Raw genomic sequence first — 21,230 nt, forward strand, 5'->3', positions numbered from 1 at the left:
TATGCCCACTTTGGAGCCTCATTACAGTGCCGTCGTCATCGGCGGCGGCCAGGCCGGCCTTTCGGCGAGCCATTATCTGAGAGAGCACGGCATTGATCATGTCGTGTTCGAAAAGAAGACCATGGCGCACAAATGGCGGGAGCAGCGCTGGGATGCCTTCTGCCTGGTCACGCCCAACTGGCAGTGCCAGTTGCCGGATCATCCCTATGACGGCAACGATCCGCATGGCTTCATGATCAAGGACGAGATCATTGGCTATGTCGACCGGTTTATTCGCAAGGTCGACGCGCCGGTCTTCGAACATACTGCGGTGACCGCGCTCGAAAAGGCTGGCGATCTCTATAGGATCGAAACCTCAGCCGGAACGGTAACCGCCGATAGCGTGATCCTCGCCACCAGTCTCTATAGCGATCCGGCCATACCGCGCGCCGCCGAGCGCCTGCCGGATAACATCATGCAGCTTCATACCGCCGATTATCGGAATTCCGATCAACTGCCCGAGGGCGGGGTCATCGTCGTCGGCTCCGGACAGTCCGGTTGCCAGATTGCCGAGGACCTGCATCTTGCGGGTCGCAAGGTGCATATGGCGACCGGCAATGCACCGCGTTGCGCGCGCTTCTATCGGGGGCGCGACGTGGTCGACTGGCTTTCCGACGTCGGCCAGTATGACATAACGGTCGAACATGATGGCATGGGCAAGAAGAAGCATGACACCAACCATTACCTGACGGGCCGGGACGGCGGCCGGGATATCGACCTGCGGAAATTCGCGCTGGAGGGCATGGCGCTTTACGGCCGGATGTCCGGCGTCTCGAATGGCAAGATGCTGTTCGAGCCGAACCTCAGGGCCAATCTCGACGACGCCGACCGGGTTTATAATGGCATCAACGCGCTGATCGACAAGCACATAGCCGCAAACAACATTGATGCACCGGCTGGCTCGCCCTATGTTCCGCTATGGGAGCCGGAGATCGAACCTGCGGAAATCGACCTTGTGGCCGAAGGTATCGGCGCGGTCATCTGGGCGACGGGTTTCCGGCCGGACTGGTCCTTTGTCGGCTTGCCGATTTTCGACGGCACCGGTTATCCGGTCCATCGACGTGGCGTCACCAGCGTAGAAGGAAGTTATGTCCTTGGCATGCCCTGGCTTTGGACGTGGGGCTCCGGCCGCTTCCTCAGCGTCGGAAAGGATGCGGAATATGTGGTGGGTCAACTTGTGGAACGGCTGGCTACCGGCCGGTCGGTGCTCAAGCAGGCAGCGAACGGATGAGCCTCGCGATCTGCAATGTCGAGATGTTCCACCAGCCCTCCAAGTGCGTGCTTATGGAACGGGCGCTCGAACCGCATATTCTGCTCGGCATGCCGCAGCTGACGCCCTTCGGCCTCTCAGAGACCTGGCTGATGAAGGAACTCGGACATCGCCATTGGCTGCTGTTGGCAAGGCGCATGGGCATGGACGATGCGGACTTTCGCACCGCCGACGGGACCGAAACCTATGCGGCGATCTGCGCGACATCGCTGACAAATGCGCAGCTCGATCGGGCGCGCGCCAATCAGGTGCTGTGTATTCAGTCCGTGCTTGAACCGGTGTCGAAGACCCAGGTTGCCTCACGACACCGGCTTCTCGTCGATGGAGAGCCAATCGGCGATGTCGAGCTCCTCTCGGCCTTTGTTCGTCGGACGCGCGAGAACGACAATGTGTCGATCGCTCGCGTCGAGTTGCCCGGTACACATTGTTTTCCGGTGCGGCTGGAAAACACGCTTGCCCGGATTGCATCGGACGTCCGCAACGGTCGTTGCGAAACCCATCTCGGCATGGCGGTGGCGGATCGGAATGTTCTGCGGGATTTTCGTTTTCAACCTGCCACAACCCAGGAATTCAATGGAGCCGGCTTGCTCTATTTCGCCCACTTCCAGGCTTTCGTCGCGCGAGCCTTAGAAAGCTGGTTTCCCGACGGCGCATTCCGCAACATAACCCAAAGGGATAGCTTCTTCCTGGGCAATGCGGGCATCGGCGAACCGCTCAGCGTGGAGCTGACGGCCATGGACCGCCGAACAATGTCGGTGGCTTGCAACCTCCGTCGCTCCGATGGCGACCTCATTGGGCGCGTGTTTCTAACGGCGGCGCACTAAGCGCAGTGTGAAGTGCTTTTGTCGGTAGCAATCACGGTCCCTTGAGATTAAAAGACAAACGACATGCTGGCCGCTTCATAATGAAAATGTTATGGAAAATACGCTGCATGATGCCAGATTGGGCGGGTGGAGCGCTGCCTGGAGGAGACAGCGAGGCGAGGCAACTTATGTCATTTCATCGATGAACGCAGTTCAGCGGCATTGGATAGGTCCGCCGCTCAAGTTTGTGCGCTCTGAATGATAATGCAATGGGTTGGATCGCAATTGCCTGGTGTCCGGTAGGCCTAGCTCTTTGTGGTGTCGCTTGTTGAATGATGGGTTCGGGAGAGTTGGAAAAATTTCAATCGAAAGCGGAAGCCGTGACGATTACGGCTCCTCGGGCTGTTCGCCTGAATAATGTGTCGATTTCTTTCGGGATTGCTGGCGGCAAGCGCTTCGACGCGGTGGCTGACACCGATCTTGATGTAGCGGGCGACGAATTTCTAGCCATTGTCGGGCCGACCGGCTGCGGCAAATCCACGCTTCTCAACGTGGCGGCTGGGCTGCTCGAACCGGCGTCCGGGTCCGTCGAGATTTTCGGGCGGCCTCTGAAGGGGCTGAACAGGCAAGCCGGCTACCTGTTTCAGCAGGATTCGCTGATGCCATGGAAAACCGTGCTCGAAAACGTCGCCATCGGTCTGGAAGTATCCGGCGTGCCAGCGAATGAAGCGCGCAAATCGGCGGTGGAATGGCTTGAGCGCGTTGGTCTCGGCGGCTTTGCCGATCGTTATCCACGCATGTTGTCAGGTGGTCAGCGCAAGCGGGTCGGATTGGCTCAGGTGCTCATCCGCAATCCGAAGCTGTTGCTGATGGACGAACCGTTCGGTCCGCTCGACGCACAGACCCGCCTCATCATGGGCGACCTTCTCCTGAACCTCTGGTCGGAGGACAAGAAGGCGGTGATGTTCGTCACGCATGATCTCGATGAGGCGATTGCGCTCGCGGATCGCATCGTCATCATGTCGGCTGGGCCGAAATCCCGGATCATCGGCGATTTCCGCGTCTCGATCCCCCGGCCGCGCGATATCGCCGAAATCCGCCACGACCCGGCCTTTACCGAACTGCATAAAAGCATCTGGCATGCGCTGCGAGAAGAAGTCATGACCGCCTATCAGCAGACCAACGTGGCCGCCCAATGACCAGAACGAAGCTCCTGGCCTGCCAATTGCTGGTGGCGATCGTCATCGTCGGTGCGTGGTATCTCGCAACGGCAACGCATGTCTTCGGTAACCCGCGAACTGCCGCATTCTTCTTTGCCGATCCGCTCAAGGTTGCCGCGCGCATCGTGAAATGGTTCGCTGACGGATCGATCTGGTATCATCTCTGGGTGACGCTGTCGGAATCCCTTCTGGCATTTTTTATCGGTGCGATCGGCGGGGTGGCCTTCGGTTTCTGGTTTGCGCGGCGGCCCGTGGTGGCCGCTGTCTTCGACCCCTATGTGAAGGCCGCCAATGCCTTGCCGCGCGTCGTCCTGGCACCGATATTTGCCCTATGGTTCGGTCTCGGCATTTGGTCGAAGGTGGCGCTCGGCGTCACGCTCGTTTTCTTCATCGTCTTTTTCAACGTCTATCAGGGCGTCAAGGAAGTGAGCCCGACCGTGCTTGCCAATGCCCGCATGCTCGGCATGAACGAGAGGCAGCTGCTGCGCCACGTCTATATTCCCTCGGCCTTGTCCTGGATGTTTTCGAGCCTCCATACCTCGGTGGGATTTGCCGTCGTCGGCGCGGTGGTCGGCGAATATCTGGGTTCGGCCGCAGGCCTCGGCTATCTCATCCAGCAGGCCGAAGGCGTGTTCGATGTGACCGGCGTCTTTGCCGGCATGTTCGTGCTGATGGCCTTCGTCCTCATCGTCGATTGGCTGATGACGAAGGTCGAGCGGCACATGCTGCGGTGGCGGCATTAAGCGATTTCAATTTCGATGAGTGGAGGAAAACATGGAACGCAGGACATTCTTGATCGGCACAGCCAGCATCGGTGCTGCCGCCTTCTTTCAGGCAAGCGTGCCGGCCATCGCCGATGACGCGAAGCCGGAAAAGCCGGATCTGACGCTCGCCGTCGGCGGCAAGCCGCTGCTCTATTACCTGCCGCTGACGATTGCCGAAAAGAAGGGCTTCTTCAAGGAAGAGGGGCTGAACGTCACGATCAACGATTTTGCCGGGGGCGCGAAATCGCTGCAGGCGCTGATCGGCGGTTCGGTCGATGTCGTCGCCGGCGCCTACGAGCACACGATCCGTATGCAGAACAAGGGGCAGGATATCGTCGCCATCTGCGGCCTGGGCCGGTTCCCCGGGATCGTGATTGCCGTACGCAAGGAACTCGCGGGCGAGATCAAGTCCGTGGCCGACCTCAAGGGCCGCAAAATCGGGGTGACGGCGCCCGGTTCATCGACCGCGCTGATGCTGCAATATGCGTTGCAGAAGAACGGGCTGGCGCCCACCGATGTCGCATTGATCGGCATAGGCGGCGGCGCAAGCGCCGTTGCGGCGATCAAGAACGGCGAGGTCGATGGCCTGTCGCATCTCGATCCGGTAATCGCCCAGCTTCAGTATGAGGACCAGGTTTCTGTCCTTATCGATACGCGGACGGAGGCTGGAACACGCGCGCTGTTCGGCGGCCCGAACCCGGCCGCAACGGTCTATATCCAGCGCAGCTTCGCCGAGGCCAATCCGGTGACGACGCAACGGGTGACCAATGCCTTCCTGAAGGCCTTGAAATGGATCGAGCAGGCAAAGCCGGAAGACGTGGCAGATACCGTGCCTGAAGACTACCTTCTCGGAAACCGCGACCTTTACATACAGGCCTTCAAGAATTCGAAGGAAATGTATTCACCTGACGGCATGATCAGCGAGGAAGGCTACAAATCGATGATGAGTGTCCTGAAGACGCTTGACCCGGAATTGGCCGATGCCGACGTGCCCTACGACAAGACTTTCGATCCACGTTTCATTAAGGCGGCCAAGCTATGATGTCATGATGCCCTCGACTTTGGCTCCGGCTCGGTGTTTCGCGCCGGAGTTTCAGTGGGCAATCATGTAAGGATCATGGATGAATGTCGACCTCGCCGAGGACACCATTCCATGGCATCAGCCATTGGTGATCCGTATGAGCACGCGGTCGAGCGCTGCCGTCAGCGCTGTCATGCCGCCGTTGCGGTCGAAGTCGGACAGGACCTGCTCGTTGAGACCGCCCTTCGTCGCAAACTCGCGGCTCATCTCCTCGAATGGAATCTCGCTGGACTTGAGCGCGGTCTGTGAGAGGCTGGCGAAAAGCGGAGCCAGGTAAGCGCGTGCCGTGCGTTCCGGCATTCCCTTATCAGTGAGCCAGCCTGTGGCGCGATCCATGATGCCAAAATATGTAGCCATCATCGCGCTTGCCGCCGCCAGCAGGTCATATTCCTCTTTGGTGTCGCATTCGACGGCAGTTCCCAAAGAAGAGAATAGCGAAGCGACGTCGCGGTCCGGCGGATAGATTGTGGTCACACCTTCGCGCTGGGCAACAAACGGCAGGGGAACCGCCTGCGTCAGGCGAACGTTCTGACCGATCCATTCGGTGAGCGTGCCGCGATCCACGGCGGCGATCACGCTCACCACAACCTGGCCTTCGGGGAAGTTGAGGCCCCTGACGACATCCTCGGCGACCTGTGGCCGGATCGCCAGGAACAGAATCTCGCAGGCATCGACGACCGCCTGGTTATCGGCGGCAATTCGCACTGCCGGAAATTTTTCCGCCAGTCTTGCCGCAACATCGGCGTTGCGAGGCGAGATGATGACTTCGCTTGCAAGAGGTGACCCCGTCAGCATACCGGTCACCATCGCCTCGGTGATCGCGCCCGTCCCGACAAATCCGACTTTCATGGCTGATATCCTGATTATTCCGCCGCGCGGAGCGACAATGGTGCTGCGGTTCGACAATGTCACGACGAGATCCTCGCCGGCAAGGCGGATAGACACCACGCGGACCGGGGAGCGCCACATGCCGAAACAATGTTGTTTTCCGGGCCTACATGGTTGAACGGGGTCATCTGAAACTGGTGGCCGCCAATTTCAATCAGGTCTCCTTCAGCTTCATCGACCCGTCGAGGCTTCCGATGAGCGTGGAACTGGCCTGATTGAGACCCGCAACATCCACTGGAATGCCATGCGCCTTGAACCGCTGCACCACCTTCTCCAGCGCCGCGACAGCGGTAATGTCCCAGAAGTGTGCTTGCGACACGTCGATGAGGACCGCCATATCGCTCGCATCCTGAATGTCGAAGGCCTCGACGAAGACATCGGCGGATGCGAAAAAGACTTGGCCCGAGACACGATATGTCAAACGACCGGCTGAAGCGTCCGTCTCGGTTTCCACCCGCAATAGGCGGGCGACCTTGAAGGTGAAGAAAACGCCGCTCAGGAGGACGCCCACAGTTACGCCCAGCGCCAGATTGGCGCTGAACACCGTAACGAGAACGGTCGCGACCATGACTGCACTCGACATCTTGGGATGAATGACGACCGCGCGCAATGACGACCAGTCGAAAGTGTCGATCGACACCATCACCATGATGGCCACGAGTGCCGCTACGGGAACCTGAGAAACCCATGGCTTCAAGAGGACCATCAGAACCAGCAGGAAGGCACCTGCAAACAGGGTGGAGAGACGTCCGCGTCCGCCGTATTTCACATTGCTGACGGTCTGGCCGATCATGCCGCAGCCGGCGATCCCGCCGAACAGGCTCGCCGCCGCATTGGCGATGCCGAGGCCGGTACATTCCCTGTTCTTCGAACTCGGAGTGTCGGTAAGATCGTCAACGACGCTGGCCGTCATCATGGATTCGAGCAGGCCCACCATGGCGATGGCGAGCGCTGGGCCAGCGATGATCCTCAGCGTTTCCAAGGTCAGCGGAACCGCGGGCCAGCCAAAGACCGGAAGAGAGTTCGGTAGTTTCCCGAGGTCGGCGATGGTCATGACCGGAAGCTGGAGGCCTATCGAGGCGATGGTCAGAATGAGAATGCAGATCAATGGCGACGGGATCGCCGTCGTGATCCTCGGAACCAGGTAGATGATCGCCAGGCCGGCGGCCAGCATGGCGTAGGCGATCCAGTCTCCCCCGATGATATGCGGAAGCTGGGCTGCGAAGATCAGAATCGCCAGCGCGTTGACGAAGCCGGTGCGGACCGACTTTGAAACGAACCGCATGAGGACGCCGAGACGCAAGAGCCCGAACAGGATCTGAAAAAGGCCCGCCAGCAATCCTGCAGCGAAGAGGTAAGGCAGCCCGTGTGCGTGGACCAGGGGGGCGGCAACGAGTGCGACCGATCCAGCCGCCGCCGAGATCATCGCGGGGCGCCCGCCCGTAACGGCGATGACGATGCCGATGACGAAAGACGCGAACAGGCCGACCTGCGGGTCGACACCCGCAACGAAGGAAAAGGCGATGACCTCGGGGATCAGCGCGAATGTTGCGACGGCTCCAGCGAGCATTTCGCGCATGGGATTGGCAGACCAATCCCGACGGATGGATGAAAGCTGCATATGATGAGTTCTCGCAAAGCATGGCGAACACGCTCTGTTGAGCGGTTGTTTGGATGGCATGCAGGTTTTGCGTTATCTGGCGGATCGGCGGCCAGAAGAGCCACCCGGAGTTTCACCGGGTCCGTGGTGAGTGCATCGTTTATAATCCGCATGTTTGCCGCGACGCAACATGAAATCGCCCGTCGTCCGTGGCTACCCGGATGTCGACCCGTTGATGGTTTCGATCCCTTCAAGGCCTAAAAAACAATCATCCTTTGTGGAATCCACGAAACAGTTGCGTTATATGCATAGGTGCCGTGAGAGATTGTGTCTGTTTTAAACCGATTGAAACGCCTATGTTCCAACCATCGAAACGACGCCGGAGCCGAGCAAGGTTGCTGACGTCATCAGCCCTCAGGAAAGGGGATTATCATGAACGTAGCACGCTCTTTCAACAATTGGCGCAAGTTCCGTCAGACCGTTAACGAACTCGGCCGCATGTCCAGCCGCGAACTGCAGGACCTCGGCATCGATCGCGCCGACATCCGCAGCGTTGCCCGCGCATCGGTCGCGCGCTAACCGCACGGACTTATCGCCTCCAAGACTGCTCGACGCCCGCGCATGACGCGGGCGTTTTTGCATCGGTCTTCCATGGCCGAAGCCTGTCAGGCGGGCCTTCCATCGCGAATTCTTTCCGGCATGTATTTCTTGCATAGCTGCAGTGCAGCATAAGGCATGGTAATGATTTATATTCGGAGTATCTTCAAACCATCGAAGCGATGCACCTCCTCCCGCAGAGCTTCGAATTTCAGACGGCCCACTCCTCCTCCCAGGGACGTCTGTAGGAACAGGGACACTCCTCCTCCCAGTCGCTGTTCGGTTTTTTTCGAAAAGCCTGCCGCACCTCCTCCCGCGGCAGGCTTTTTCGTTTCTGGGCGGTGTTCCTCTTAACGGCCGAACCGCAGATCGAGCCAATCGTCCTGGAGGGACGTGACTCGAGCTTCATGATGTCGGTGTGAGTCCTTGCTATTTCCTGAACCAAAGCGCGACGCCATTGGCGGCGACAGCATCGACAAGCCAGCCGCTCTCGAAGGCTAGAGGCGAAAAACCGCCGAGCGCGAGGGCATCTGCTGCGGTCTTGAGTGAGCGGACTTTTAGTCCGAGGGCGACCTTTCGCTCATTGCCCTCAAAGCTCTGCGGAATGGCTGATCCGAAACGGGCGACGGCCTTGTCCTCAGAAAGGATATGGATCGTGACACCGCCAGCTTGGATGACAATACCATCCTTGTCGATCCGGGGCGCCGTCGTCGCTGGGAGCCCGTCGAAGAGTTCGGTAATCGTTTGAGGCTTACGGCTGACGATAAAGACGTCACTGATATCCAAAACGCTGTTCGGATGGTCCTGATCGACCGGGCGCCACACCAGCTCCGGCGTATTGTGCTGACAAAAGAAGAAGCGGCCATTGGAAATCGCGTCCTGGCCGAGTTGGAAGGTCCGGAAACTGGCAGGTTTCTGTACGCCATCCACGTCAACGGGGCGGGAGAAGTCTTTCCAGTCGGTTACCGGTTTGCCGGCGGTGGCCAGTTCGCCTCGCAAGGTTGCAGCGTCGGTCGTGCGAAAGGCAAGACCATTCAGGCCGACCGGATAGGACCAGAGATCGCTCAGTTTCTTATCGTCCCCCGGCGGAAATCCCAGAAGCTCGAGATAGGTCTCGCCGAAGACGGCAAGATGGTTGATGGAGCCGAGCGTGTGATAGCCCCGCCGGGTCAGCGTGAAGCCAAGCTTGCGGTAAACCGCCGCTGCGGCATCGAGTTGGTCGAGAACGCCAATGACAGCGTGATCAAGACCGAGTGGCTGGACTGTAACGGACATGGATGGGGCCTTCGAATATTGGCTATAGTATTGGATCGCCTGTTCTCGCTGAACCCGACTCGTGCTTTCGTGCCGGGTGCGAGCCCTCATTCACCCTTGTTCCAACCTTTGCTTTCGGCTGTCTTCGCGACGAGGGATGCATAGTCCTTGCTGATTTCGTCCAGTTTTTTCATCAGCTCGGAATCCGGCCCGCCGAGCCGGTTGATATAGTCTTCGCCTTCTTTGGACTTGTCCCAATCATTCCCGATAAAGCGTGCCGTTGCCCTGCCGGAGGCAGATACTTCCGGCGCCGGTGCGCCAAACGATGCGGCAGCTTGCTTCAGGCCGTCAAGGAAGGTTGTGTCGTCGAGGCCGCTATAGGGTTTTCCTTCGGAATTCGTGACGTTGAGGAAGATTTGCTCGTCCCCGAATGCCGTGTAGCCGCCGCCCAAGCCCTTTTTCGACGCCTCTGCCGTCTCGAAGAATTTCTGCGCGACGGCGGCGTTGAGGCTATCCTTGGGGAACCGCACGACAACGAAACCGGTGCTGCCAGCTGTGTCGTCCAGGCGAGAGACGAGGACGCTATACTGGCGGAAGATATAACCAAGAGAGCCGGCCAGGCGATCTGCCACGGCATCATCAAGTGCTCCTTCGGTCTGAAGCGAGGCGTTGGTTTTCAGAAGATACCCGCCGGGCGTTACCTCCGTCTCCAGGGTCCCGAGGTCGATGCCATTGGCCACTATGATCTTCGGTACGATGTCTTTCAGCACTTCGGCCGAGAAGGCCGCCCGGTCGTCATAGCTCGCTTGGGCGAGCCGTGGCAGATCGAACCCTGCGGAAGGCGTCGCCTCATAGGACAGAAGCACTTTTTGGTCTGCAAGGGCCGTATTCTGGAAGGCAAACGGGATGACGGCAGCGAGAACTGCTGCTCTCAATGTGGTTCGCAACACGAGGGCTCTTTTGGCGAAAAATCCGTTTGGCATCCATTATGTTCCTGGTTGAGCGCTACAGTGCTTTTGTTATCGATCATGGCAGAGGCCGATCGTCGCAAAGGGAGGCGAGGTGGACTGTCAACGATGATGCCGGTAGCGGCGCGCCGAGATTTCAGCGGAGAGCTCGTCGCATCTCGATTGCAGTTCCCTGTCGATGCCGTCGTCGAAATGATCGTCCAGGAGCAGGAAGCGATACTCCTGAGCAAGCAGCCTCGTTTCAAGATCGTCGCGCTGGGCGGAGAGACGGAAGAAGTGGCGCAGCCTGCCCATGACATCCCTCCGATCAGGCGGCGCGATCGACGCGGTTGCCAGAGGCCGAGATCAGCTTGTGGATTGCCCGCTGCACGTCGGAGGCGGAGGCAAAGTGCTGGCCGTCAAGATCATGCACATGAAACTTGACGGCGATGAACTTCAGCAGGTCCCTGTCCGGAACGACGATTCCCACCGGCACGCCGGCATATTCGATCACTTGTTTTGCCATTGCGATCACCCGCTAAAATCTGCCCTGCCGACTGGATTACCGAGTGTATTCGGCGGGGCAGCGTTTATAATCTACTAATTTAATAGACTATATGGCGCGAGCATCTGGATGACCATTCCGGTTGATGCCAAATAACCCGCATGATCGTAGAAAAGATTTCTAATATGCAGGGCGCGCGCAGGTGACCTTGCGAGCGAACCGGCGGAGTTGTTTGCGATATTGGTGGGGGCGTATTCCTGGCGCTGTTGATAGTTCCCTCGGCTCATGTCCCGTGTGTTTGGACGATGAAGCTTGCCTGAAATCCCGACGCCATCATGCTGGCGCAGCGAGGAGTATCCATTGGCGGAGGGGGCGCCAGGCGTAGGTTGGGGGCGTTAACGCCTGGCGCAGTATGGTTCACCGGGTAGTGAACGACCTATCAATACAACCGTCTCTACCCTGCGTATAGACGCCCAAACGGGTAGGTGCGGTAGTGTAGGTGTCAATGTAAGGACACATAATTTGGCGTTCGATTTCAATCTCGAATGCCAGGTGCGGTCGCTTTCGGAATGGGCTGCCAACAACTACTTTCAAAGCTTTGTCACAGCGCCACGTCTCCACTCATTGCCGCCGATCAGCCTTTAAGGGTCGGATAATCCCAAAGGTCCACCAGCCGCCGCCGCGCCTCTTTTACGATCTGATGGTAGTCTTCCTTAAACGGAGCGACGAGTTGTTTCTCAAGACTTGCGAGAACGCCGTGGAGCACGGCGCATTCCGCCGTGCTTTCGAAACACTTGCTGTCGGGGGTAGGGGTATGAATTGCCTTCGAATCGCACCAGCGAGACAGAAGCTCGAAGAGCACGATAGCCTCGTCAGCGCTGAGGTGGATTTCTGCATCGTCATGATGCGGATCTGAGGTGTTCGTCATCGTGTGATCCTACACGAGCAATGTCGCAATTCCAGCCTTCGCGCACAAAACCGCCGGTCGGAAATGGCGCTTCGCCATAAAGAAACGCTATGGCGGCAGAATGGAGTTGTGTTGGCCAGATACGCGTCTATGAACCTACTGTGACGAGGAAGAACCGCAAAAGCGGCACCAGGCACGTCACGGCAAAAGCCGGGCGATCGCATCCGAAAACGGAGTGGGAACATGATGCATACGATAACCCGCAGAGCACTTTGTATTTCTACCGCCATGCTGGCACTGGTGACGCTCGCGCCGAATATTTCGGGCGCGGCGAGAGCCGAAGGCGCTCCCATCAAGCTCGGGATCGTCGCGCCGATGAGCGGCCCGAACGCCCGATATGGTGCATTTTCGATGCATGGCGCGGAGCTCGCCGTGAAGGAAATCAACGATGCCGGCGGCGTCGACGGGCATAAGATCGAGCTCTACAATGCCGACAGCCAGGGTACGCCTGTCGAAGGGGTCTCTGCCACTCGCCGCCTGATCGATGAAGACGAAGTCGGCTTCGTCATTGGCGACGTCTCCAGCTCGGTGACGCTTGCGATGCAGCCCGTCGTGGAGGACGCCGAAGTCCTGCTGCTGAACGCCGCCTCGTCAAATCCGAAGATCACATACGGAGCGGGCGTCGGCGGTTTCAAGTGGACCTACCGCAATTACCCCACGGATGAAAACCGCGCGCTTATCGTTGCGAAGTATGCCGCCGAACAGCGCGGCTTTACCAAATTTGCAGTCCTTTCCGTCGACAGCGACTATGGTCGCTCTGCCATCGAGTTCACCAAGAAATACCTGCCGCAGTTCAAGGGTGAGATCCTTAGCGAGGATTATTACAAGGAAGGCGAAGTCGACTTCCGCAGCGTGCTGGCGAAGATCCGGGACAATGGCGCGCAGGCGATCATCCTGTACGGCCTTGCCGATACAACGCCGATCATTGCGCGGCAGATGATCGAGCTTGGTCTTGCTGGCAAGGTAACCCTGATCGGCAACGGCGAGTTCAACACCGAGAAGACCATTAAATCCGCTCCGACGGCGCTCGAAGGTGCTGTCGAGGCCGCCGCCTGGATACCGGCATGGGATTCACCGGCCAGCAAGGCCTTTGTCGAAAAGTTCACCGCCACCTATAAAGAAGCGCCCAACAACCACGCCTACGTCCATTGGGACACCGTTCATCTGCTTGCCGAGGCTATCCACGAGGCGGGCAGCATCGAACAGGACAAGGTGCGCGCGGCGCTCTCCAAGATAAAATACAACAGCCCCGTCGGTGAGGTCACCTTCGACGATCACAACCAGGCGCGCCTGCCGATGATCCTTCTTCAGATCGAGAACGGCAAGCCGAGCATCAAGGGCGCCTATACGGCGGACATCCAGTACCCTGCCCAATAACCGAGCGCGAGGAATATCACCATGTTCTCGACCATCCTCGAGCAGGTCATCAACGGTATCGTGACGGGCTCGGTCTATGCGATCGTCGCTGTTGGTATGACGATGATCTTCGGCGTGCTCAGGGCTATCAATTTCGCCCATGGCGAATATTACATGCTCGGGACCTTCGGGGCATGGTTCGCGATCGACTATCTCGGCTTGTCCTATGAAGCGTCCATCATAGTGGGCGTCCTCTCGACGATCGTCGTCGCTTATGTCGTGGGAAAGCTTGTCATGCAACGCATGGTCGGCGCTCCGGCAGAGTCCGGGGTGCTTGCCACGCTTGGTATCGCACTCGTTCTGCAGAACACGGTGATCCTCGTCTTCGGCGGCGGATACAAATTCTTTTCCGGCGGATATATCGAGCCGGTCTCGATCCTCGGATTCAGTCTGGCGGAGCAGCGCATCATCATTCTGGTCGTCTGTCTGCTGGTCTTCATCGGCCTTGAGTTGATGGTCACCTACAGCCGCATGGGCAAGTCCATGCGCGCCGTGTCCCAGAATGTCGAGTGCTGTGAAGTCGTCGGCATCGACGTGCCGCAGGTGGTGCTGCGGACCTTCGTCCTGGGGGCGGCACTGGCCGCGCTCTCCGGCGTGCTGACCGCGCCGGTCAACGTCAGCCTCTATGGCGGCATGGGAGAACTCATCACGTTCAAGACGCTGCCGATCATCATCATGGGCGGCCTTGGAAACGTCCGCGGCACATTCTTTGCAGCCATGATCCTGGGCATTGCTGAAAGTCTGGTGGCGACCTATGTGGGGCTTCAATTTCGCGACACGGTCGGCTTTGCAACGCTCATTCTGATGCTGATGTGGCGACCGCATGGGCTCTTCTCGACGCAGGCGCGCTTCTAAGTGCATCCCGCCGAAACTTTCTCGAATTTTGAGGACTCGATATGTCTCTCACGGAAACGACTGAACAGCTGCGCCGACGCGATTTCCGTGTTCCGCTTGCCGCCATCCTGCTCGTGCTTGCGCTTGCTGCTCCCTTCATCGGCAGCCGCTATGTCACGCATGCGCTGATCATTGCGCTCATCTTCATGTTGCCAGCCCATGGGCTGAACCTGCTCGTCGGCTACACCGGGCTGCTTTCGCTGGCCCAGGCCGCCTTCTTCGGCATCGGCGCATACACGGCCGGACTTTTGGCGGTGACCTATGGGACACCATTCTACGTGAATGCGGTCGCGGCGGGGCTTGTTGCCGGAGCCATCGCACTTCCGCTTGGTATTCCCGCACTTCGCTTGCGCTCGACATCCTTCGTCATGTGTACGCTCGGCTTCGTCATCATCGGCCAGGCGATCGCCAAGAACTGGATTTCCGTGACCCGCGGCGACATGGGATTGTCGGGAATACCGAAGCCGCATTTCGCGCTCGGCCCGTGGTCCTTCACTGTCTCGGGGACCACGAACTTCTATTATCTGGCTCTGGCCGTCGGTGCGCTCGCAACCCTTGTCGTCTGGGCGATCGTCCGCTCGCCGGCTGGCCGTAACATGATTGCCATCCGCGAGAACGAAACGCTTGCGGAGTCCGTCGGTATTCCGACGTGGCGTTACAAGCTGATCGTCTTCATGATCAGCGCCGTTTTCGCCGGGGTGGGTGGCAGTCTCTACGCTCACTATCTGACCGTCGTCAGTCCGCTGACGTTCCAGATGTATTATTCGACGACAATGCTGATCATCGTACTCGGCGGCGGCGCGGGGATGATCTCGGGAACCGTCTTCGGTAGCCTCCTCTTCGTCGGCCTGACGGAAGCGCTGCGCGTCACGCCGGAACTTCGGATGATCGCCTACGGGCTTTGTCTTCTGGTGCTCGTCTTCTGGTTCAAGAAGGGTTTTGCTCCACTCATCAATCGCTTCTGGAATGCGATCGGAGGTGCGAAGTGAGCCATCTCCCCATTCTCGAGATCAAGAACCTCAGCAAGTCCTATGGTGCGGTCAAGGCCGTCAACGACGTCAGCATCCATATCGACCGCGGTGAGATCGCCGGGCTGATCGGGCCGAACGGCTCCGGCAAGTCGACCTTCTTCGACTGCAGCACGGGCCTCGCCAAGCCAGATTCAGGAACCGTCATCCTCGATGGTCAGGACATTACCGGCTGGTCGCTGAACCGCATTGCCCGCGAGGGCCGCATGCTCCGCTCGTTTCAGAAGACCGTGACGTTCAAGTCGCTCGATGTGGAGGAGAACCTCGTCATTGCCGGCCAGATGTTCACCTTTCCGTCGCTGCTGTCGACATTCGGGCTTGGCAGGCTGTCGCGCCAGCGGATCGTCGGACTGCGGGAAAGAGCACGCGATCTCATCAAGATGGCGGGCCTGTGGGATGTGCGCCACCAGCCGGCGGGTAATCTCTCCGGCGGCCAGCAGAAGCTGATTCAGTTCGCGTCGATGCTGATGCCGGAACCGAAGATTATCCTGCTCGACGAGCCAATGGCCGGTATCAATCCGAAGATCATCGAGCGGGTGGTCGAGACGATCCTCTATGCGAACAAGTCGCTCGGCGTCAGCTTCCTGGTGATTGAGCACAACATCGATGTCGTGACCAGCATTTGCCAACGCGTGATCGTTCTCGATCAGGGAACGAAGCTCGTCGAGGGCTTGCCGCAAGACATCATTCAGGACCAGCGCGTCAGGGAGGCCTATCTTGGAGGCTGATTCCAACCTTTCGATCCAGGGCCTGAAGGCAGGCTATGGCAATCTCGATATCCTCAACGGCGTCGACCTCGATGTACCCGCCGGCCAGTTCGTCGCGCTGATGGGGCCAAACGGAGCGGGCAAGTCGACGCTGCTCAAGACGCTCTATGGCATGACCACCATCAAGGGCGGCAGCATCGGCTGGCGCGGCAAGAACATAGCCGGCTACAAGTCGCGCGCCATTCTGGGGGAGGGTATTTCCTTTGTGCCCCAGGGGCGCTGCAACTTTCCGGTGATGACCGTCGACGAAAACCTGCAGATGGCGGCCTATACGATCCGTGATGCCAAAGTGAAGGCAGATCGGGACTATGTCTATGATCTGTTTCCGATCCTGAAAACGCGCCGCTCGACGCTTGCCGGCAACATGTCGGGTGGGGAACAGCAACTGCTTGAAGTGGCCATGGCGGTCCTCCAGCGGCCGAAAGTTCTTTTGGTCGACGAGCCTTCCGTCGGCCTGTCGCCAGCGGCCATCGGCGTGGTGTTCGATGAGCTTCTCCGTCTTCACGCCGCAGGCCAGACGATCCTTCTTGTCGAGCAGAACACGAAGAAGGCAATGGAGGTCGCCGAGCGCGCCGTTATCCTGCGTCTCGGCAAAGTCATCTGGGACGGCCTGCCGAAGGACATCACGCATGATGAGCTTGGCGAACTCTTCCTGACCGGAAAGATGCGCGGTGAAACCGACGCCGTTCATTAATGCCGCGTTGAACAGCTCACAACCAGAACTGAGGAAACTCCCATGAGCACTTTTGTGCCTGCATCGCGCGTGTCGAGAATCAAAGTGTCGCCCAGCACGGCGGCGGCGGCGCGCGCCCGCGAACTGAAGGCAGTCGGCCGCGATATCATCGACATGACGGTGGGCGAGCCCGATTTCGATACCCCGGAGAATGTGAAGGCCGCCGCACATGCGGCCATCGATCGCGGCGAGACGAAATACACCGCCGTGAACGGCACGCCGGCGCTTCGCAAGGCGATCATCGGCGACTTCGAACGTCGTCTCGGCCTGCGTTATGCCGATAACGAGATCTGCGTCGGCGGCGGTGCAAAGCAGATCCTGTTCCTGGCACTGATGGCCAGCGTCGAGGGCGATGCGGAGGTCATCATTCCCGCGCCCTACTGGGTCTCCTATCCCGATATGGTCATCGCCAATGATGGCAAACCGGTCATCGTGCAATGCCCGCAGGAGCAGGGCTTCAAGCTGACTCCCGAAGCGCTCGAAGCGGCCATCACGCCGAAGACGCTTTGGCTGATCCTGAACGCTCCATCCAATCCGACAGGCGCCGCTTACACACGGGCCGAATTGGAGGCGCTCGGCGCGGTGCTCCTGCGTCACCCCCATGTCTTCGTTCTCTCCGACGACATCTATGATCAGGTCTGGTTCCGCGATGAGCCGATGACGACTTTGGTGGCGGCCGTGCCGGCGCTGAAGGATCGTGTTCTGCTCGCCAATGGCGTATCGAAATCCTACGCGATGACCGGTTGGCGCATCGGCTATGCCGCCGGCCCGGCGCCGATCATTGCCGCGATCAACAAGCTGCAGTCGCAAATGTCGTCCTGCCCGTCCTCGGTGAGCCAGGCAGCTGCGACACACGCACTGACAGCCGATCAGTCCTTCGTCAGCGAAAGCGTGAAGGTCTACAAGGAGCGTCGCGACTATGCCTGCGCGCGTCTGAACGCCATCCCGGGCCTGTCGTGCCTTGTGCCGGATGGAGCCTTCTATCTGTTTCCGAATTGCGCCGGTGTCATCGGCAAGAAGACGCCGGATGGGAAGACGATCGAAACCGATCTCGATTTCGTGCTCTATCTATTGGATGGTGTTGGCGTGGCCGCGCTCCAGGGCACTGCCTATGGCCTGTCGCCATATTTCCGCCTGTCCATCGCGACATCGATGGACGCGATCAAGGTTGCCTGCGACCGCATCGAGAATGCAGTAGCGGCTCTTCGCTAACAGCCATGCGCCATGCGGGAGGGGCTTGCGCCGCTCCTGCCACAGGCCTTAGGTTCCACGAAACAATAAGCCGGGAACCATGAGCGTCGATTTCAGAAAACTGCGAAGCTTCGTCAAGATCGTCGATACGGGTAGCGTTTCGCGCGCCGCCAGCATTCTGCGCACCGCACAGCCGGCTTTATCGCAGCAGATCGCGGCGCTTGAGGCGCATTTCAAGCACAAGCTCCTGATCCGCAGCAATGTCGGTATCGCGCCGACCGAAGCCGGGCTTATTCTCTATCGCCATGCGCAACTGCTGTTGAAGCAGATCGAGCAGGCGCAAACCGACATCAATCAATCCACGCGATCTCTTGCCGGACGCGTGTCCATCGGCCTGGCGACGTATTCGACGTCGAGCGCGCTATCGCTGCCGATCATTAAGGAAATGAAGGCGCAGCATCCGAAGATCGTCGTTCATATCAACGACAGCTTCGGCCATATCCTCAGCGAATTGATCATGACCGGCAAGATGGACATGGCGCTGATCTACTCGGCCAATCCAATCAAGGGCGTGACGCTGCAGCCGCTCTTTCGGGAAGAAATGTTCCTCGTTTCTCCGCCGAGTTCAACGCTTCCTGGCGCTGCGGGTGAGCCCTTGCCATTGTCAGCCCTGAACGAAATCCCCCTGCTTCTACCCAGCAAGGGCCACCTTCTGCGCCGGCTTATCGACGAGGCGCTGGCGAGAGCTCGAGCCGAGCCGGACGTGGTTTCGGAAATTGAATCGGTTCCCGCGCTCAGTGCCGCCGTTCTCGATGGGCTGGGGTCGACAATCCTGCCCGCCTCGGTGGTCACCGAGACATCCGGCTTTGCGGGCGCTGAGGTTCGCGCGCTCGTTCGGCCGGTCATCGAGGCGACCGTGTCGCTTTGTGTTTCCGACCATCTCCCGCTTTCCGAACCTGCGCTTGCCGCGCGGTCCGTCCTCCTGGAAATCGTCGGCAAATTGATGGCCGGCCATCATCCGGGCATTCGCGCGGTATAGAAGTTTTGCCATAAGCAAACCCTATGGCGGCAGACTGTAGTTGTGTTGGCCAACACAAGCCCCCGTCACCTAACCTCCTAGCAGATAACGGGTTCGCAAGGTCGGACCCAGGCACATCGGCGTTTCGGCGCCGTACAGTCGCTTCGAGGGAAATATGGCAAAACTGGCTTTCGACACCGGCGGTACCTTTACCGACTTCGCTCTTTTGGACGACAACGGCAAGCTTCATCTTCACAAGGTCCTGAGCACGCCGAAGAACCCGGCGGAGGCCGTCGTGCAGGGCGTCTCGGAACTGCTGGAACAATTCTCCGGATCGATCGCCATCGAGAACTTGCAGGTGCTGGGCGCGACGACGGTCGTCACCAATGCCGTCCTCGAACGCAAGGGCGTCGAGACGGGCTTCATCACCACCGATGGCTTCCGGGATATGCTGCGCATCCGCAATGAAGGCCGTTACGATCTCTACGATCTGAACATCAAGTATCCCGATCCGCTGGTCACCCGTGCCAATAGCTTCGGTGCGGAAGAACGCATCGCCGCCGATGGTTCGGTCATGACGGAACTCAAGGAAGAAACCGTTCGCGAGATTGCCGGACGGTTGAAGGAAAAGGGGATCCGCTCCGTCGCGGTCTGCCTGCTTCACGCCTATAAATATCCGCAGCACGAGCAGCGCGTCGCAGCGCTGATCCGTGAAGAAGACCCTGACATCTTCGTCTCGCTTTCTTCGGAAGTTTGCCCCGAAATGCGCGAATTCGACCGCGCCTCGACGACGGTCGTGAATGCCTATACCCGGCCGCAAATGGCGGGCCATGTCGCGCATCTCCAGCGCGAGTTTGCCAAGAAGGGCATCGATCGTCAGGTTCTCTGGATGACATCGTCCGGCGGTCTGGTTCCGAGCAGCCGCGCAGCCGAGCTTCCGGTTCGGTTGATCGAGTCCGGTCCGGCCGCCGGAGCCGTGGCCGCCGCTGAATTCGGACGCATTGCAGGCGAGGGTAGTGTCCTCTCCTTCGACATGGGCGGTACCACCGCGAAGCTCTGCCTCATTCCCAACGGTGAACCGACGGTCGGTACCGATCTCGAGGTTGCGCACTACCAGCGCTTCCGCAAGGGCTCCGGCTTTCCCCTGAAGATCCAGTCGATCCAGATGATCGAAATCGGCGCAGGCGGCGGTTCGATCGCCGCCAAGAACCCGCTCGGCCTGCTCGATGTCGGCCCGCGTTCCGCCGGCGCTCTTCCGGGGCCTGCCGCCTATCAGCGCGGCGGCACCGAACCGACGGTTACCGACGCCGACATCCTGCTCGGCTATATGGGGACCGAGTCCTTCGTCGGTGGATCCTTCAAGGTGTCGAAGGATGCCGCGCGCGACGCCATGACCAAGCTGGCAAATGCGCTGGATGTCAGCGTCGATCGCTGCGCCTGGGGTATCCATGATCTTGTCAACGAATCCATGAGCAAGGCGGCCGCGATGCACGCCACGGACCTCGGCGTCGATCCGAGATCCCTGCCGATGGTCGCCTTCGGTGGTGCCGGCCCCGTCCATGCCTATGGCATCGCCCGCAAGCTTGGCATCAAGCGCGTCATCTGCCCGACCGGCGCTGGTGTGACATCTGCTATTGGTCTCCTGATCGCTCCCGTTGCCGTCGATTTGTCCGTAAGCCATCCGATGGCGGTGGATGCATGGGATCTGGACGGCATGAACAAGCTGCTCGATGACTTGGCAGCGCAGGGAGCGGAGGTTGTTTCCGCCGCGGGCATTGCCAAGGAGACAATCACCAACCGTTATACTGTCGACATGCGCCATGTCGGTCAGGGCCACGAGATCACGGTCGCATTGCCCGACCGCAGCCTGCCACAAGAGGAATTCCTCAAGCAGCTTCTCGACAATTTCTTCAAGCTTTATCGGGAGCTCTTCGGACGTACGGTCGCGGCCTCCGTCGAAGTCATCACCTGGCGTCTTCGTGCCAGTGGTGAGAAGGATCAGGTCACCCGTCCGCATGAGACTGAGGTTGCCGATGCGAGGAAGGGAAGCCGTCAGGTCTACTTTCAAGAGTTGGGGACATATACCGAGACCTCGGTCTACGACCATTACAAGCTCCCTGTCGGTCAGGAGTTGAAGGGCCCGGCGATCGTCGAGCAGCGTGAATCAACCGCGGTCGTCGGCCCGAGTGGCGTCTTCCATGTGGATGCCCACGGCAACCTCGTGATCAATATTCTCTAAGGAGGCCCA

Annotated in this window: 21 protein-coding genes and 1 other annotated feature; of the genes, 14 read left to right on the top strand and 7 right to left on the bottom strand. The window is 59.3% G+C overall.

The window, feature by feature from the left end:
• The first annotated feature begins 1 nt into the window (after position 1).
• The 5 genes from RRH01S_RS15130 (at position 2) to RRH01S_RS15150 (ending at position 5,138) form a co-directional block, all read left to right on the top strand.
• Positions 2–1,270 carry an MSMEG_0569 family flavin-dependent oxidoreductase gene (locus tag RRH01S_RS15130; RefSeq protein ID WP_042472544.1) on the top strand — a complete coding sequence of 423 codons (1,269 nt, stop codon included), beginning with the start codon at positions 2–4 and terminating at the stop codon, positions 1,268–1,270.
• Positions 1,267–2,133 carry a Pnap_2097 family protein gene (locus RRH01S_RS15135; RefSeq protein WP_042472547.1) on the top strand — a complete coding sequence of 289 codons (867 nt, stop codon included), beginning with the start codon at positions 1,267–1,269 and terminating at the stop codon, positions 2,131–2,133. The genes RRH01S_RS15130 and RRH01S_RS15135 overlap by 4 nt, the downstream gene beginning before the upstream one ends.
• Before the next feature lie 314 nt (positions 2,134–2,447).
• Positions 2,448–3,311, top strand: a complete 864-nt coding sequence (locus RRH01S_RS15140; RefSeq protein ID WP_042472550.1) for an ABC transporter ATP-binding protein — start codon at positions 2,448–2,450, stop codon at positions 3,309–3,311.
• Positions 3,308–4,075 carry an ABC transporter permease gene (locus tag RRH01S_RS15145; RefSeq protein ID WP_007690647.1) on the top strand — a complete coding sequence of 256 codons (768 nt, stop codon included), beginning with the start codon at positions 3,308–3,310 and terminating at the stop codon, positions 4,073–4,075. Before RRH01S_RS15140 ends, RRH01S_RS15145 begins: the two co-directional genes overlap by 4 nt.
• A 31-nt stretch (positions 4,076–4,106) precedes the next feature.
• Positions 4,107–5,138, top strand: coding sequence for an ABC transporter substrate-binding protein (locus RRH01S_RS15150; RefSeq protein WP_007690645.1), 1,032 nt, complete (start codon positions 4,107–4,109; stop codon positions 5,136–5,138).
• A 117-nt stretch (positions 5,139–5,255) separates the two neighbouring features.
• Here RRH01S_RS15150 and RRH01S_RS15155 read toward each other — a convergent pair whose 3' ends face one another.
• Both RRH01S_RS15155 and RRH01S_RS15160 read right to left on the bottom strand, forming a co-directional pair.
• A complete protein-coding gene (locus RRH01S_RS15155) occupies positions 5,256–6,026 on the bottom strand; it encodes a pyrroline-5-carboxylate reductase (protein WP_007690644.1) in 771 nt (256 codons plus the stop codon).
• Between the two features lie 193 nt (positions 6,027–6,219).
• The gene (locus RRH01S_RS15160) at positions 6,220–7,686 is read right to left on the bottom strand and encodes a SulP family inorganic anion transporter (RefSeq protein WP_042472555.1); all 1,467 of its coding nucleotides are present in this window, start codon (positions 7,684–7,686) and stop codon (positions 6,220–6,222) included.
• A gap of 70 nt (positions 7,687–7,756) precedes the next feature.
• Positions 7,757–7,812: a sequence feature (sul1 is cis-regulatory element that is thought to sense ions involved in sulfur or methionine metabolism; They are found in Alphaproteobacteria), on the bottom strand.
• A 285-nt stretch (positions 7,813–8,097) separates the two neighbouring features.
• On the opposite strand from RRH01S_RS15160, the gene RRH01S_RS33490 reads away from it, so the two are divergent.
• On the top strand, positions 8,098–8,244 hold the full coding sequence (locus tag RRH01S_RS33490) for a DUF1127 domain-containing protein (protein WP_007690640.1): 147 nt from the start codon (positions 8,098–8,100) through the stop codon (positions 8,242–8,244).
• A gap of 447 nt (positions 8,245–8,691) precedes the next feature.
• On the opposite strand, the gene RRH01S_RS15170 is transcribed toward RRH01S_RS33490, so the two are convergent.
• The 5 genes from RRH01S_RS15170 to RRH01S_RS15190 form a co-directional block, all read right to left on the bottom strand.
• Entirely contained in the window at positions 8,692–9,537 is an 846-nt protein-coding gene (locus tag RRH01S_RS15170; RefSeq protein WP_042472561.1) for a VOC family protein, read from the bottom strand.
• 86 nt (positions 9,538–9,623) lie between these two features.
• A complete protein-coding gene (locus tag RRH01S_RS15175) occupies positions 9,624–10,499 on the bottom strand; it encodes a hypothetical protein (RefSeq protein ID WP_234711701.1) in 876 nt (291 codons plus the stop codon).
• Positions 10,500–10,586: 87 nt separating this feature from the next.
• Positions 10,587–10,778, bottom strand: coding sequence for a hypothetical protein (locus tag RRH01S_RS34430; RefSeq protein ID WP_007690634.1), 192 nt, complete (start codon positions 10,776–10,778; stop codon positions 10,587–10,589).
• 13 nt (positions 10,779–10,791) lie between these two features.
• The gene (locus RRH01S_RS15185) at positions 10,792–10,989 is read right to left on the bottom strand and encodes a hypothetical protein (RefSeq protein ID WP_007690633.1); all 198 of its coding nucleotides are present in this window, start codon (positions 10,987–10,989) and stop codon (positions 10,792–10,794) included.
• Positions 10,990–11,602: 613 nt separating this feature from the next.
• A complete protein-coding gene (locus tag RRH01S_RS15190; protein WP_007690631.1) occupies positions 11,603–11,896 on the bottom strand; it encodes a hypothetical protein in 294 nt (97 codons plus the stop codon).
• A 222-nt stretch (positions 11,897–12,118) separates the two neighbouring features.
• Here RRH01S_RS15190 and RRH01S_RS15195 point away from each other — a divergent pair, with 222 nt between their 5' ends.
• From RRH01S_RS15195 to RRH01S_RS15230, 8 genes are all read left to right on the top strand, one after another.
• The gene (locus tag RRH01S_RS15195; RefSeq protein WP_042472564.1) at positions 12,119–13,312 is read left to right on the top strand and encodes an ABC transporter substrate-binding protein; all 1,194 of its coding nucleotides are present in this window, start codon (positions 12,119–12,121) and stop codon (positions 13,310–13,312) included.
• A gap of 21 nt (positions 13,313–13,333) precedes the next feature.
• Positions 13,334–14,206: a branched-chain amino acid ABC transporter permease gene (locus tag RRH01S_RS15200; RefSeq protein ID WP_042472567.1), complete on the top strand. Its 873-nt coding sequence runs from the start codon at positions 13,334–13,336 to the stop codon at positions 14,204–14,206.
• A 41-nt stretch (positions 14,207–14,247) separates the two neighbouring features.
• Positions 14,248–15,234, top strand: a complete 987-nt coding sequence (locus RRH01S_RS15205; RefSeq protein WP_034515489.1) for a branched-chain amino acid ABC transporter permease — start codon at positions 14,248–14,250, stop codon at positions 15,232–15,234.
• Entirely contained in the window at positions 15,231–16,001 is a 771-nt protein-coding gene (locus tag RRH01S_RS15210; RefSeq protein ID WP_042472570.1) for an ABC transporter ATP-binding protein, read from the top strand. The genes RRH01S_RS15205 and RRH01S_RS15210 overlap by 4 nt, the downstream gene beginning before the upstream one ends.
• On the top strand, positions 15,991–16,734 hold the full coding sequence (locus RRH01S_RS15215; RefSeq protein ID WP_007690620.1) for a branched-chain amino acid ABC transporter ATP-binding protein: 744 nt from the start codon (positions 15,991–15,993) through the stop codon (positions 16,732–16,734). Before RRH01S_RS15210 ends, RRH01S_RS15215 begins: the two co-directional genes overlap by 11 nt.
• A 42-nt stretch (positions 16,735–16,776) precedes the next feature.
• Positions 16,777–17,985, top strand: a complete 1,209-nt coding sequence (locus RRH01S_RS15220) for an aspartate transaminase (protein WP_042472573.1) — start codon at positions 16,777–16,779, stop codon at positions 17,983–17,985.
• 79 nt (positions 17,986–18,064) lie between these two features.
• Complete coding sequence (nac, locus tag RRH01S_RS15225) at positions 18,065–19,003, top strand: nitrogen assimilation transcriptional regulator NAC (RefSeq protein WP_042472577.1); 939 nt, start codon at positions 18,065–18,067, stop codon at positions 19,001–19,003.
• 154 nt (positions 19,004–19,157) lie between these two features.
• Complete coding sequence (locus tag RRH01S_RS15230; RefSeq protein WP_042472580.1) at positions 19,158–21,221, top strand: hydantoinase/oxoprolinase family protein; 2,064 nt, start codon at positions 19,158–19,160, stop codon at positions 21,219–21,221.
• Positions 21,222–21,230: the final 9 nt, after the last annotated feature.

The organism is Rhizobium rhizogenes NBRC 13257, assembly GCF_000696095.1.
In the GTDB taxonomy this organism is placed as follows: Bacteria; Pseudomonadota; Alphaproteobacteria; order Rhizobiales; family Rhizobiaceae; genus Rhizobium; species Rhizobium rhizogenes.